Consider the following 15,067-nt stretch of genomic DNA (forward strand, 5'->3'; position numbering starts at 1 on the left):
ACCCATTCAAGCTTAGCCTCTCACTTCACCTTCCTTTTTAAAGCTACATTAACCTTAGCTGAGAAAGGGAGAAATCCATGCATGATGTAATTGTGATTGGTGGTGGGAATGCCGCACTGTGTGCCGCGCTCACGGCAAAAGAAAGTGGCGCGTCTGTGCTTGTCATAGAAGCAGCACCTAAAGAATGGCGTGGTGGTAACTCACAACACACTCGTAACCTCCGTTGCATGCATGATGCTCCTCAAGATGTATTGGTTGATGCCTACCCCGAAGAAGAATATTGGCAAGACCTACTTAAAGTCACTGCCGGAAAAACCAATGAGCACTTAGCTCGTCTGGTTATTCGTAGCACGGCGACCTGTCGCGACTGGATGCGTAAACATGGCGTGAATTTTCAGCCACCACTATCGGGTGCTTTACACGTTGCACGTACCAATGCCTTTTTTATGGGTGGTGGTAAAGCCCTCATTAATGCGTATTACCGAAGTGCCCAAGAGCTTGGCATCGAGATTTTATACAACACAAAAATTAAAGATCTAAAGTTAAACCAAGGACATTTTGAAGCTGCAATTGCGGAAGATGGCCGTGTGTTTAAAGCGAAAAGCTGTGTATTGGCCGCAGGTGGTTTTGAGTCAAATCTGGAATGGTTAAGAGAAGCATGGGGACAAAATGAAAACGGCGAGTGGCCTGCCGATAATTTCATTATTCGCGGAACCCGCTTTAATCAAGGCAACTTACTCAAATTTATGATAGATCAAGGCGCCGATATTATTGGTGACCCATCACAATCGCACTGTGTCGCCGTAGATGCACGCGCACCGTTATATGACGGCGGCATCTGCACCCGTATTGACTGCGTTTCTTTGGGTATTGTGGTCAATAACAAAGCCGAACGTTTTTACGATGAGGGCGAAGACTTCTGGCCAAAACGTTATGCGATTTGGGGTCGCCTTGTTGCCAAACAACCTCAGCAAATTGCTTATTCCATTATCGACTCAAAAGCCATTGGTCGCTTTATGCCACCTGTGTTTGCGGGTGTGAAAGCAAATAGCATTCAAGAACTGGCCGAAAAAATCGGACTAGATGCAAAAACCTTATGTCACACCGTAGAAGAATTTAACCAAGCCTGTTTACAAGGCACCTTTAACCACACGGTTTTAGATGACTGCAGCACCCAAAATATTGTTCCAAACAAAACCCATTGGGCCGTTCCTCTCGATCGCCCGCCGTTCTATGCCTATGCGCTTAAACCCGGCATTACCTTTACCTATTTAGGCTTAAAAGTTGAAGACGATGCTGCTGTACGTTTTAACAATAAGCCAAGCCGCAACCTATTTGTCGCAGGTGAAATGATGGCAGGTAACGTACTCGGTCAAGGTTATACCGCAGGCGTTGGTATGTCGATTGGCACAACGTTTGGACGCATTGCCGGAAAAAATGCAGCCCACTATGCACTTTCACAAGGAGTTGAACATGAATGCTAGTACTAAAGCCCTAATTCCAGTTGTTCAGCTCTCTGACCATGAGCAGGAAGTTCAAAGAGCCCTACAAATTTGTAATGCTTGTCGCTACTGTGAGTCATTTTGTGCTGTATTTGCAGCGATGACCAAGCGTCTTGAGTTTAATCAAGCCGATATTCATTACCTCGCAAACCTGTGCCATAACTGTGGTGCATGTTTACATGCTTGCCAATATGCCCCGCCGCATGAGTTTGGTGTAAACATTCCAAAAGCGATGGCGCAAGTACGCTTGGAAACTTACCAAGAGTTTGCTACCCCTCAACCGCTAGGCCGACTTTATAAGTCTGTTGGGATTCCATTCGTTTCGGCGTTATCAGTTATTTTCTTTTTATGCATGTTAGCTGTGGTTTGGTACAAAGGCACCGACCTATTTGCAGGCTATCAAGGTAATTTCTATGCGATTTTCCCGCATAACTTTTTAGCTCTATTGTTTGGAGCGACCTTTACAGTTGCGATTGTTTTGCTCGGCATTGGGATTAGTAAATTTTGGAGACAGACGTCTAAAGTTATTCACGGCAAAGTTGAGAAACCCGACCTTATTCAAGCCTCTCAAAATGTGTTAACGCTTAAATATTTAGATGGTGGACATGGCAAAGGCTGTAATGAGCAAGATGACCGTTACACCCAAATCCGCCGCGTGTTCCATCACCTGACTTTTTATGGCTTTATGCTCTGCTTTGCAGCCACAGGCGTAGCGACTTTATATCACTATTTCCTTAACCTGCATGCGCCGTACCCTATCTTTAGCTTGCCTGTAATTTTAGGTACGTTGGGTGGGCTTGGCTTAGTGATTGGACCATCTGGCTTACTCTATTTAAATCTTAAACGCCATCCATTACATGGTGACCGTGAGCAAAAACCAGTAGATCGAGGCTTTATTTTCCTTTTAATTTTAGTCAGTGCTTCAGGCTTAGCTCTTATGGCATTTCGCAATACACCTTACATGGCACTTTTACTGATTTTCCATTTAGCTACGGTCATGACATTCTTTATTACTATGCCATTTGGAAAGTTCGCACACGGTTTTTACCGCAGTGCTTCTTTACTCAAATTTGCCATCGAAGAACGTATTTCTAAAAAGTCATAATTTCATTCAAAAGTATTCACTATCTTGGCGTAGTGAATACTTTCATTATTTTAAGCTCAAAATACTTCATAGCTTGCCTATTTCTTACTATTTAAAATTCCCAAGCCATAGATTGGCCACTTGGTACTCGCTTTAATGTTATTAATCAGCATCGCTACCAAAACTAAAGACACTGCACCGACCAAAACAGGGAAAATTAGAAAACTCCACTGGTAATGTATGCTGCTCGCAGTAAGCAAAATAACCAACGGATTAGCCCCTGCAGGTGGATGAACGCATTTAAACACTTGCATGAGCGCAATTGCGCAGCCCACTGATAAAGCAATTGTAAAAATAGAAACACCAACAAATTTTAGAAAAAACAAACCTACAAAAGCCGAAATAAGATGCCCAAATATAATATTTCTCGGCTGTGCCAAAGGCGACTGCGACACGGTATAGAGCAATACACAGGTCGCGCCAAACGGCGCCATGATAAAGATATTATGAGTGAGCTTGCTCAACCACAGAAGTATAAAAATACTGACTGTCCCCCCAACAAGGCTTCTTAAAACATCAATTTTAGTGGGCGATCGAGCCAGTTTTTCTTTGCCATAAAAAATCGAGAACATGGTTTTTTTCCTCAAACAAAAATTTGCTTTTTAAAAAGCATATAGATAAAATTTCAAATAGTACAGATCTGTACTATTTTATTTTTTGGAAAAGTTTTATGTCAAAATCTGCCTTAAAAATATTAGATACAGCCGAGAAGTTATTTAATGAAAATAGTTTTGTCGGGGTTGGCGTTGACTTGATTCGCGATGAATCTGGTTGCTCTAAAACCACTATGTACACGTACTATAAAAATAAAAATCAACTAGTTAAGTCTGTACTCGTTGCACGTGATGAACGGTTTAAGCAAAGCCTTTTGGGCTATGTGGGAGATGCAACAGGGTTGGAAGCCATCAATAAAATTCTGGATTGGCACACCAATTGGTTTAGACAAGATTTTTTTAAAGGCTGTTTATTTGTAAGAGCAGTCGCTGAATCTAACCAAGATGATCAAGACATTATTTCTATTTCTAAAGCTCATAAACAATGGATTAAAGTATTGATTGCGGAAAACTGCAATATACCGAATGGTGAAGCTTTATCTGAGCTGATCTATACGGTGATTGAAGGCTTAATTAGCCGCTTTTTAGTCGATGGTTTCGATGAAATACTTGCGATAAACATGAAAAATTCTATTAATCAATTATTTAATATTCATCAACATTAGCATGAGAACTTAAAATGGAAGTGGACCATATTTTTATTTGTGTACAATCAGGCGCTCCCGAAGCTGAAACTTTAAAAAAATTCGGTCTAACAGAAGGTTCATCCAATAAGCACCCAGGTCAAGGTACCGAAAACAGACGCTTTTTCTTTAAAAATAGCTTTATCGAATTAATCTTTTTAAATAACCCAGAAGAAGCCTCAAGTGATCTCACAAAACCGACTCTGCTTTTTGAACGACTCAGTGCTCAAAATAATATTGCGTCCCCTTTTGGTATTTGTTTTCGCCCTAAAAATAAAGATGATAACGGTGCAAAATTTCCTAATTGGGTTTACAAGCCAAGCTATTTACCAGCCAGCTTAGAAGTAAATGTTGCCAAAGATTCTGTGGTATCTGAACCGATGTGGTTCTTCCTTTCATTTGCTTCACGACCAGACCTTGCTGCAAAAGAAAAACAACAACCACTTGTTCATAGCAAAGATTTATCAGAAATCACTGCGATTAAAGTTTCTATTCCAAACCTTGAAAAGCACCCTACTTCATTGCTGTTCAATTCGCTTGATGATTTTGAAGTGACTAATGGATCGGAGCATTTAATGGAAATTAGTTTTGATCATGAACATCAAGGAATAATTCATGATTTCAGACCAGAGCTGCCGCTTATTTTTAAATATTAAAAACGCTTAGTTTCTAATAAAAAACTGTGATTTATTGCAAATCACAGTTTTTATTTAAATTGAATCACATTAAAAACGACAATAGCTTAAGCAATTTTTCCATCAATAATGCCTTTCTCTTTTAACTTAGCCAGTTCTTCTACTGTTTTAAATCTCGATAAGATTTGAGCCGTATGTTCACCTAGCTCTGGCGGTGCATGATGATATTCAACTGGAGTATCAGACAACTTGATGGGTGAGCCAATCGTTTGGAATTTTTCATTTAAACGATGAGGAATATTCACCACCAAGTTGCGATGTACGATTTGTGGTCTGACAGGAGAATGGATTTTCCTGTGATAGTTTAATATTTTATTGAGGTTGCCCAATTCAATTTGGGCTATTACCAGCCTTTTTTCCATTTAATGATTCATTCATAAGCTCTTTTTTATCTATTTAAAACATCTTTCCGAAGCCGTAAGTTTAGGATGATTCATATTTTTATACTTATTTCCTAAATCATCCTGTTTTTGCTTTTCACATCCAAAATTTGATGAGGGGTAGATTGAGAGGTAAAACCACAGACAAAAAAATAAGCCCTTGTAATTACAAGGGCTTATTTAGATATTTGGCGGAAGCGGTGAGATTCGAACTCACGGAGGACTCACACCCTCGTCGGTTTTCAAGACCGGTGCATTAAACCGCTCTGCCACGCTTCCATGTGCGCAAGAATACTAAGCTTTTTCATTTTAGACAAGTAAAAAATAGCGTTAAAGCATTCAAGTGCATATTGTTTCATCAATTCCTTAAAGTTTGGCTGCAATTTCAGCACCATCGCGGATTGCGCGCTTTGCATCAAGCTCTGCTGCAAGTTTTGCACCACCAATAATATGATAATTGGCTAAAGTAACTTGCCCTTCATTTGGCATTAAATCTTTTACAGATTCTTGCCCTGCACACACCACGATGGTATCGACTCGAAGCAACTGATCCTGACCATTCGTTTCAACCCACAAGCCTTCATTAGTTACCGCTTTATATTGCACACCACGTAACATGCGTACCGCATGCTTTTTTAATTGGGCTCGATGGACCCAACCCGAAGTCTTACCCAATCCAATGCCTAACGGCGTGGTTTTACGTTGTAATAAATAAATTTCACGGACAGGCGCTTCAACTTCTGCGCGCTGTAAGCCACCTTCTGTCATATAGTGCGCTTCAGCATCGACGCCCCACTCTCGCTTCCACTCTGCCAAAGGTTGTGGCTGCGGTTGGTGTGGAGGTTTTAATAAAAACTCAGACACATCAAAACCAATTCCCCCAGCGCCAATCACGGCAACACGGTGACCGACTGCTGCTCCACGCAATACTTCAGCATAAGAAAGTATATTCGGTGCATCACCACCTTTAATCTTTAAGGCTCGTGGCACGACTCCCGTAGCCACAATAATCTCATCAAAACCTTCACGCTCTAATTGCTCTCGGTTTACTTTGGTATTTAAGCGTAGCTCAACCCCTGTTTTTTCGATTTGTACTTTAAAGTAACGAATGGTCTCGTGAAATTCTTCTTTACCTGGAATGACTTTGGCTAAATTAAATTGCCCACCCACTTCATGACTGGCTTCAAACAATGTCACTTGATGTCCACGTTCTGCCGCAACTGTCGCTGCCGACATGCCTGCCACACCGCCCCCGACCACAGCAACCCGTTTTGGTTTTGCAGTTTTGACATAAACCAATTCAGTTTCAAATGCTGCACGTGGGTTGACCAAACAGGTTGCACGTTGGTTTTTAAAAGTATGATCTAAACACGCCTGATTGCAGGCAATACAGGTATTAATCTCATCTACCCGATTAGTCGCAGTTTTATTGACCCAATAAGGATCTGCCAAGAATGGACGCGCCATCTGTACCATATCAGCTTTGCCTTGTGCCAATATTTCTTCTGCTGTGTCTGGCATGTTAATTCGGTTTGAGGCAATCACAGGCACTGTCACATGCTTTTTCACTTCTGCAGTATAGTCAGCAAAAGCCGCACGTGGCACCGAAGTCACAATAGTTGGAATGCGTGCTTCGTGCCAGCCAATACCTGTATTCAATAACGTAATGCCTGCTTTTTCTAAGGCCTGTGCAACGGCAATCACCTCTTGCATGGTGTTACCATCATGGACCAAATCCAACATGGATAAACGGAAACAGATAATAAATTTTTCACCGACCTTTTGACGGATTGCACGAACAATTTCAACCGCAAAACGCATCCGATTATCAATCGAACCACCCCAACGATCTTGTCGTTGATTAACATGGCGACTCAAAAATTGATTCAGCAAATAGCCTTCAGAACCCATAATTTCCACACCATCATAACCTGCCAATTTTGCAAGATGTGATGTTTCGGCATAATCTCGAATAGTCGCCAAAATCTGCTTTTCGCTCATTTGACGTGGTTTGAATGGTGAAATTGGTGATTTGATAGGGCTGGCAGACACCACGAAAGGTTGATAACCATAACGCCCTGAATGCAAAATCTGCATCAAAATTTTTGCGCCATGCTTATGCACAGCATGTGTCACCAAACGATGTGGTGCAATATCCCCCATGGTATTCATGGTACCACCTGCTGGAAGTAGCCAACCTTGACGGTTCGGTGAGATTCCGCCCGTGATGATTAGCCCGACGCCCCCTTTCGCACGCTCGCCAAAATAGGCTGCCAATTTAGGATAATTATAAAAACGGTCTTCTAAACCTGTATGCATAGAACCCATCACCATGCGATTTTTGATGGTGGTAAACCCCAAATGAAGAGGTTTCAAAATATTTGCATAGGGCGTTGTCATGGCGAATCCTTATAATTTATTAGCTGTGCAACTTGTTGCATAATACTTTAACGTGAATTTTTATTTTGTTTATGACTTTATCAGACTGATTCTTTAAATAATCAGTCAATACAAAAAAAAGTGTAGCCCTATTCTATTTCTAGTGGGCTACACTTTTATTATCTAGCAATACAGTGCTGAAGGTTTACTTCCAGTATTTTAACTTCGACGTCTGGCCAATCCCCACATTAAAACTATTGGTTGGGTCGAGTTTTTGGTAGTGCTGTTTTAACGCAGGCTTCGCCACATATAAATGACCAACATTGTGCTCCGCAGGATATTCAGCACCACGATCATCCAGCAAATGCCACATTTGATGCTCCATCGCCAAAGGATCAACGCCTTTTTTGACGATGTAGTCTTGATGGAATACATGGCATAAGAAATGACCGTAATACAGTTTATGTATGATCAGCTCATCCATATCTTTCGGCAAAGTTTCTACCCACTCGCGGTCATTACGGCGCAAAGCTATGTCAAGTGCCACAATATCTTCCACTTCACTCCGATGGGTATCTCGGTAGCGAATAGCTGCGCCTGCGACCGCAAAACGATGTAAAAAAGCTTTGCGTCCCTCTTCCTCTGTACAATGGAAAAAATTGCCTGTCGTACGCTGAGCGAAATAGTCACTCAGGAATTGCTGTACTAGCTCTACATCCTGATTTTCAATACGTAAAATCAAATGATGTTCATACTGATCACGGAATTGGTTCATGCGTTCAGGCAAATGATTCGGCATAAACTTGGTAATCAATTGCAGAACTTTATCTGACAACCCTTTCATGCCAACTTTTTCTAAGTAACCATCAACTTTGTCTTTCATGGCAAAAGCAGCAGGCACTTTGGCAGTACCGAATTTTTCAATAAAGACAAAGGTATCTTTACCGTATTCTGCGCCAATGTCATAGGCCACGCGGTGAATGTATTCACCTGCAATGGGTAAGCGCGGTAAATCAGTTAATAGAAAACGACGAATCTCAGTTAAGTCATCCTGTGAGTTGGTTCCCACATAAAACACCTGACTCGGAATCTTCTCAAAAGTATCTAGTCGAACCGCAAATACGCAGATTTTACCTGCTGAACCTGATGCTTCAAATAAGCGTGATGGATCGGCATTGAATCGTGCAGGAGTTGCCTCATTCACCTGTTTCACGTCATGTGCATAACGCTGGTCAGATGCACAACAACTTGGATTATGCTGTACATCCGCAGTTTGGTATTGCTGATTTTGCAAACGTGAAAGAATTTCTTCTGGTGTATGTCCTAAGTCCACACCCAAATGGTTAATCAGCTCCAGTTGACCCGATTCATTAACTCGTGCATACAGCGCCAACTCAGTATATGCTGGACCACGACGTACCAACGCACCACCTGAGTTGTTGCATACCCCACCTAAAACTGATGCACCAATACACGAAGAACCAATCACTGAATGCGGTTCACGATTAAAGGGCGCCAGTTCTTTTTCTAAACGGTCTAATGTTGCTCCAGGAAGGCAAATTACCTGCTGCCCATCACGGATGATTTGAATACCTGCCAAACGTCGCGTGCTCATCAGTACCACAGGTCGGTCATAATCATCACCAAAAGGCGTTGAGCCACCGGTCAATCCAGTATTAGCCGCTTGCATAATCACAATACAGTCTGCATCCACAGCCGCTTGCAACACTTGCCATTGTTCCAATAAAGTTCCCGGAACGACAACTGCAAGCACTTGACCTGCACCATAGCGGCGTCCTTGGCGGTACAAGCGCGTTTCACTTTCTTGCGTCAGAACATGTTGCTTTCCAACAATGTCGATGAGTTTTTGAATCGTTTGCTGTGAATCTGAATGGGGTTGCATAAGGAATGTTCCTCTCCCAAATTTGAATATGGAATCGTATATATTGAAATTTTTGGATACTTGCCCCCTTTTCCAAAGAGGCAAGCAATTTAAAGCGACAAGCTCAAATCAAAAATAGTCAGGCCCTCCCTTTTTAAAGGGAGGTTGGGAAGGATGTCATCTTACTTAATGAATTATTTTAAGAATAAAATCACTCGACTAATTCACGCTCTAAATGGACCAAGCAATCCTCAGTAATATCTGCAATGGTCTTCGCCCCCGTTAAGGTCATGGCGACACGCATTTCTTTATCAATCAACTCTAAAAGATTTGAAACACCCGCACCGCCCGCTGCACCTAATGCATAAACGAAAGCACGACCAAGCATACAGGTGTCCGCACCCATCGCCAGCATACGCACCACATCTAGACCATTACGAATACCAGAGTCAGCAAGAATTTTAATATCACCCTTCACTGCATCAGCAATTGGAGGCAATGCACGTGTTGTCGATAACACACCATCAAGCTGACGACCACCATGATTTGACACCACAATACCATCTGCACCAAAGCGGACTGCATCTTTGGCATCTTCAGGGTCTAGAATCCCTTTAATCACCATTGGGCCATCCCAGAATTCACGGATCCATTCTAGATCTTTCCATGAAATTGACGGATCAAAGTTGGTGCCTAACCAACCAATATAATCTTCTAAACCTGTCGGTTTGCCCAAATATTTAGAAATGTTGCCTAAATCATGTGGACGTCCCATCAAGCCTACATTCCATGCCCAATGCGGGTGGAAACAAGACTGCATATAACGACGCATCGCGGCATTCGGACCACTCATCCCTGAATGTGCATCACGGTAACGCGCGCCCGGTACAGGCATATCCACAGTAAACACCAAGGTTGAACAGCCTGCTGCTTTGGCACGCTCCAAAGCATTGCGCATAAAGCCACGGTCACGCAACACATATAACTGGAACCACATTGGGCGCTGAATGGCAGGTGCCACTTCTTCAATTGGACACACTGAAACAGTCGACAACGTAAATGGAATGCCTTTTTTATCCGCTGCCACAGCCGCCTGCACTTCACCGCGACGCGCATACATACCAGTTAAACCCACTGGCGACAATGCCACAGGCATCGACAAAGTTTCATCAAACAGTTTGGTTTCAAGACTCAGCTCTGACATATCGTTCAGAACGCGTTGTCTTAAAGCAATTTTAGAAAGATCTTCTACATTTCGCTTCAGGGTATATTCTGCATATGCTCCACCATCAATATAGTGGAAAAGGAATGGCGGTAAACGACGTCTCGCAGCTTCGCGATAATCATTTGCAGATGAAATAATCATGGTTATATCCTGTTTAAACGGCTCGAACGTTGTCGACGAGCTTCTTCCTCATCAATCGAACGTACTTGCTGAACTACAAACTCAATGTGTCCACACACAGCCTTGCGTGCGGCTTCTGGGTCTCGGCGCTCAATGGCATCAATCACTTGCAAATGCTGTTCATGCAATTGATCAAAACGGTGCGCTTCGGAATAGACTTTACGTCGGCCTAAAGCCACGTTAAATTGCAACAAATCGAACACGCCTCGCATGACTTGAATCAGCACCAAATTGTGTGAAGCTTCTGCAATCGCCAGATGAAAATTGGCATCGGCACGTGCCGCTTGCTCATCATCGCCCAAAGACTGGAAGTGAGTGATTTGGTCATAACAATCACGGATGTGCTGAATATCTTCAGGAGTAGCACGCAAAGCTGCATGCCAAGCGGTGCCACCCTCCAAAATAATTCGAGCTTCCTGCACATCGAAACGATAAGCAGGATCTTCATCAATCAATTCACTCAGTGGTTGCACGATTTGATGTTGTGACCAAGAGCTTGGTAATTGCTGTAAATAAGTTCCCGCTCCGACTTTGCTGACCAGCATGCCCTGACTGGTCAGTTGCTGAATAGCCTCACGCAAAGAGGAACGGGAGACACCGAGTTGTTCACACAACTTTCTTTCAGCGGGTAAACGATCTCCGACTTTCATTTGTTGGGTTTCAATCAAATGACGCAAACTTTGTAAAACTCTATCAGAGACCTTCATACCGCTGTCCTTCAATCTACGGGTGTTATGGAATCATCCATGGGAACACATATGCTTGTAAGGTAATAATAATACCGATCATTACCGTAAAAGTGATACTGTGTTTCACTGTAAAACGGAACAAATCAGATTCTTTACCAACCAAGCCTACTGCCGCACAGGCAATTGCAATAGATTGAGGGGAAATCATTTTACCTGTCACACCACCACTGGTATTGGCAGCCACCAATAACACTTCTGGTACACCAATTTGTTGTGCAGTCGTTGCTTGTAGCGCACTGAACAAGGCATTTGCAGACGTATCTGAACCTGTTAGGAACACCCCGATCCAGCCCAAGAATGGCGAGAAGAAAGTAAATGCATGTCCAGTATGCGCCAATGCCAATGCCAAAGTCGCAGACATGCCTGAATAGTTAGCAATAAAGGCAAACGCCAATACCATTCCAATTGAATAAATTGGAGTTTTTAATTCATTCAGGGTTTCGCCAAAAGTCACTACCGCTTCACGTGGTTTCATTTTTAAATAAATGATGGTGATTACCGCGGCAATCATGATTGCAGTGCCCGTCGCAGACAACCAATCAAACTTGAAAATGGCGTCATAGTCTTTGATTTCAGGCACAACAGGTGGCATTTTTTGTACCACTTGATGCAAGAACGGTACCTTAATTGCAATCACAAGGTCATGCAATGCACCATCTTTAGCGAATAAATCTTTAAATGGTTTGATACTCCAAATCGTCACCATCACGGTTAAGATCATGAATGGAGACCATGCCTTCGCGATTTGACCAATTGAATATTTCTTCTGTTGATCTGCATTCAAGCTATTTGCATCAATATGCATATCTTCAGCTTTGAAACGGAAAATATGTTTCGGTTTCCAGTATTTCAATAAAATGGTCAAACTCACCAAAGAAGCAATCGCAGCGGTAATGTCTGGTAACTCTGGACCTACAAAGTTAGAGGTAAGGAATTGTGCCAACGCGAATGAACCGCCACCAACCAATACCGCAGGCCAAGTTTCTTTAACACCGCGCCAACCATCCATAATTGCCATAATCCAGAACAGTACGATTGGCACCATAAACGGAAGTTGGCGACCCACCATCTGGCTGATTTCATGAGTGTCTACACCAGACACCTGACCCGCCACAATAATTGGAATACCCATCGCACCAAACGCTACAGGTGCAGTGTTCACAATTAAACACAAGCCTGCTGCATATAATGGTTTAAAGCCAAGGCCCACCAATAAAGCCGCAGTAATCGCGACAGGCGCACCAAAGCCTGCTGCACCTTCTAAGAAAGTACCAAAGGCAAAGCCCACCAACAGCATTTGTAAACGCTGATCTTCAGTAATGGACAGAATGGATGAACGGATAATGTCAAATTGGCCCGTTTTCACCGAAATTTTGTACAGGAAAACCGCACCAATAATAATCCATGCGATTGGCCACAAACCGTAAAAGAAGCCATAAATCAAAGAAGCAAATGCCATCATGGTCGGCATTTGATAGGCAAATAAAGAAACCAACAATGCTAAAACAACAGTAATTGTTCCAGCTACGCTGCCCTTCATACGAAATACAGCCAGCGCTAAAAAGAAAAAGATAATTGGAATAAGTGCAATTAAGCTGGAAAGCCAGATATTGCCAATAGGATCGTAAACTTGTTGCCAATGTTGAAGCATTGTCATCTCCTTGAAATGCTTGCCAGAACCTCGAGTTGGTCCAATCATCCTGTGGTAAAATACCAAATTGGTCAGACCAATAAACCAAAAGCGTAAAAAAATAATAGCTGTTTGCACCATTATAGTAATTTCAAACACCAAACAGGTCAATAAAAAAGCATAACAAATATATTGGTCAGACCAATATATTAAATCAATAAACACAACACATTTCATTTAGAAAAAATTAACAATATTGGTAAAACTATTGTTTTTATTTATTTTTTCAGCCATGTAAGCTTCGGATTAAACAATTACTCAACTTTAGTCGCATTCATTCGTTTGTTGAGGATTTATCCAGTTTTAAAAGCATTCCTCTGATTTTTATATAAATTACAAACCTCAAAAATGCACCAAGATGTTGCTTTTTCAGACGTCAATTTCTGCTTATCGATCAGAAAATTTATTGTTTTTTTTATTTTGACTTTGTTTTGCGAAAACAAGCGTCTGGAAAAGTGCTACAATCGCAAAAATATGTATTCTTTCAGGCCACCTATTCTCGGTGCCTATATTTATATCGTTAGGATTAACAATGACTGATAATGCAACTATCTTGCAGAATGTCCCAGTTGGCAAAAAAGTTGGTATTGCCTTCTCTGGTGGTCTAGATACTTCAGCTGCTTTATTGTGGATGAAACAAAAAGGCGCAGAGCCTTATGCATATACGGCAAACTTAGGCCAGCCTGATGAGGATGACTACGATGCTATTCCGAAAAAAGCGGAAGCATATGGTGCCGTTAAAGCACGTTTAGTGGACTGCCGTTTGCAACTTGCACTTGAAGGTATTGCAGCGATTCAATGTGGTGCATTCCATATCAGCACTGGTGGTATGCCATATTTCAACACGACTCCACTGGGTCGTGCAGTAACAGGTACTATGCTTGTTACCGCGATGAAAGAAGATGACGTGAACATCTGGGGTGATGGTTCAACGTATAAAGGGAACGACATTGAGCGTTTCTACCGTTATGGCTTATTGACTAACCCTGCACTTAAAATTTACAAACCGTGGTTAGACCAAACTTTTATTGATGAATTAGGCGGCCGTGCAGAAATGTCACAGTTCCTCATCGACAATGGTTTTGACTACAAAATGTCGAAAGAGAAAGCTTACTCAACTGACTCAAACATGTTGGGTGCAACTCATGAAGCAAAAGATCTTGAATACCTCAATGCAGGTATCAAAATTGTAGACCCAATCATGGGCGTTGCATTCTGGAAAGATGACGTAAAAATTGATGCTGAAGAAGTATCTGTTACTTTTGAAGAAGGCTTCCCTGTTGCGCTTAATGGTCAACGTTTTGAAAATCCGGTTGACTTCATTCTTGAAGCGAACCGTATCGGTGGTCGTCATGGTTTAGGTATGTCTGACCAAATCGAAAACCGTATTATCGAAGCAAAATCTCGTGGTATTTATGAAGCACCAGGCATGGCGTTACTTCATATTGCTTATGAGCGTTTGGTTACAGGTATTCATAACGAAGACACGATTGAACAATACCGTATTAACGGTTTACGTTTAGGTCGTTTGTTATACCAAGGACGTTGGTTCGATTCTCAAGCACTTATGTTGCGTGAAACTGCACAACGTTGGGTTGCTAAAGCGATTACAGGTACAGTCACTTTAGAATTACGTCGTGGTAATGACTACACCATCATGAATACCGAATCTCCTAACCTCACTTATGAAGCTGAGCGTTTAACTATGGAGAAAGGTGATTCAATGTTTACGCCGATGGATCGTATTGGTCAGCTTACTATGCGTAACCTTGATATTACAGATACACGCGCAAAACTCGGTATTTATACCAACTCTGGTTTGTTGGCTGTAGGTACTGGTTCTGCAGTGCCACAATTGAAAGACAAAAACTAAGTTTTCAATTGCTCAATAGCTAAAGAAAAAAACCGCCTTAAATTGGCGGTTTTTTTCTTTATCAAGCTCATCTTACATATCTTGATACTTCACAGATGAAATAGCTTCAATTAAAGCACTGCTTATATTCC

11 protein-coding genes, 1 tRNA gene and 1 pseudogene are annotated in these 15,067 nt (G+C 42.0%); 5 read left to right on the top strand and 8 right to left on the bottom strand.

Annotated features, from left to right (window positions below; translation table 11 throughout):
• The first annotated feature begins 77 nt into the window (after positions 1–77).
• Positions 78–1,484, top strand: a complete 1,407-nt coding sequence (tcuA, locus tag I593_RS07510) for an FAD-dependent tricarballylate dehydrogenase TcuA (protein ID WP_016166972.1) — start codon at positions 78–80, stop codon at positions 1,482–1,484.
• Positions 1,474–2,607, top strand: coding sequence for a tricarballylate utilization 4Fe-4S protein TcuB (tcuB, locus tag I593_RS07515; protein ID WP_016166973.1), 1,134 nt, complete (start codon positions 1,474–1,476; stop codon positions 2,605–2,607). The genes tcuA and tcuB overlap by 11 nt, the downstream gene beginning before the upstream one ends.
• A gap of 77 nt (positions 2,608–2,684) precedes the next feature.
• On the opposite strand, the gene I593_RS07520 is transcribed toward tcuB, so the two are convergent.
• Positions 2,685–3,218 (bottom strand): HPP family protein, encoded by a 534-nt coding sequence (locus I593_RS07520; protein ID WP_016166974.1) that lies wholly within the window; start codon positions 3,216–3,218, stop codon positions 2,685–2,687.
• A 98-nt stretch (positions 3,219–3,316) separates the two neighbouring features.
• Here I593_RS07520 and I593_RS07525 point away from each other — a divergent pair, with 98 nt between their 5' ends.
• The gene (locus I593_RS07525; protein ID WP_016166975.1) at positions 3,317–3,865 is read left to right on the top strand and encodes a TetR/AcrR family transcriptional regulator; all 549 of its coding nucleotides are present in this window, start codon (positions 3,317–3,319) and stop codon (positions 3,863–3,865) included.
• A gap of 14 nt (positions 3,866–3,879) precedes the next feature.
• Positions 3,880–4,539 carry a VOC family protein gene (locus I593_RS07530; RefSeq protein WP_016166976.1) on the top strand — a complete coding sequence of 220 codons (660 nt, stop codon included), beginning with the start codon at positions 3,880–3,882 and terminating at the stop codon, positions 4,537–4,539.
• A gap of 86 nt (positions 4,540–4,625) precedes the next feature.
• Here I593_RS07530 and I593_RS07535 read toward each other — a convergent pair.
• From I593_RS07535 to lldP, 7 genes and pseudogenes are all read right to left on the bottom strand, one after another.
• Positions 4,626–4,850: pseudogene (locus I593_RS07535) on the bottom strand (CoA transferase); the annotation flags it as partial.
• A 297-nt stretch (positions 4,851–5,147) separates the two neighbouring features.
• Positions 5,148–5,237 (bottom strand) — tRNA-Ser (locus tag I593_RS07540).
• An 87-nt stretch (positions 5,238–5,324) separates the two neighbouring features.
• Positions 5,325–7,358 carry an NADPH-dependent 2,4-dienoyl-CoA reductase gene (locus I593_RS07545; RefSeq protein WP_016166978.1) on the bottom strand — a complete coding sequence of 678 codons (2,034 nt, stop codon included), beginning with the start codon at positions 7,356–7,358 and terminating at the stop codon, positions 5,325–5,327.
• A 184-nt stretch (positions 7,359–7,542) separates the two neighbouring features.
• A complete protein-coding gene (dld, locus tag I593_RS07550) occupies positions 7,543–9,240 on the bottom strand; it encodes a D-lactate dehydrogenase (RefSeq protein ID WP_016166979.1) in 1,698 nt (565 codons plus the stop codon).
• A 190-nt stretch (positions 9,241–9,430) separates the two neighbouring features.
• The gene (lldD, locus tag I593_RS07555) at positions 9,431–10,585 is read right to left on the bottom strand and encodes an FMN-dependent L-lactate dehydrogenase LldD (protein ID WP_016166980.1); all 1,155 of its coding nucleotides are present in this window, start codon (positions 10,583–10,585) and stop codon (positions 9,431–9,433) included.
• Positions 10,586–10,587: 2 nt separating this feature from the next.
• Positions 10,588–11,331 carry a transcriptional regulator LldR gene (lldR, locus tag I593_RS07560; protein WP_016166981.1) on the bottom strand — a complete coding sequence of 248 codons (744 nt, stop codon included), beginning with the start codon at positions 11,329–11,331 and terminating at the stop codon, positions 10,588–10,590.
• A gap of 25 nt (positions 11,332–11,356) precedes the next feature.
• Positions 11,357–13,030 carry an L-lactate permease gene (gene lldP, locus I593_RS07565; RefSeq protein ID WP_171069587.1) on the bottom strand — a complete coding sequence of 558 codons (1,674 nt, stop codon included), beginning with the start codon at positions 13,028–13,030 and terminating at the stop codon, positions 11,357–11,359.
• Between the two features lie 565 nt (positions 13,031–13,595).
• Between lldP and argG the strand changes: the two genes are divergently transcribed.
• Positions 13,596–14,936, top strand: a complete 1,341-nt coding sequence (gene argG, locus I593_RS07570; protein ID WP_016166983.1) for an argininosuccinate synthase — start codon at positions 13,596–13,598, stop codon at positions 14,934–14,936.
• The last annotated feature ends 131 nt before the right edge of the window (positions 14,937–15,067 follow it).

Origin of the sequence: Acinetobacter tandoii DSM 14970 = CIP 107469 (assembly GCF_000400735.1) — a bacterium.
In the GTDB taxonomy this organism is placed as follows: Bacteria; Pseudomonadota; Gammaproteobacteria; order Pseudomonadales; family Moraxellaceae; genus Acinetobacter; species Acinetobacter tandoii.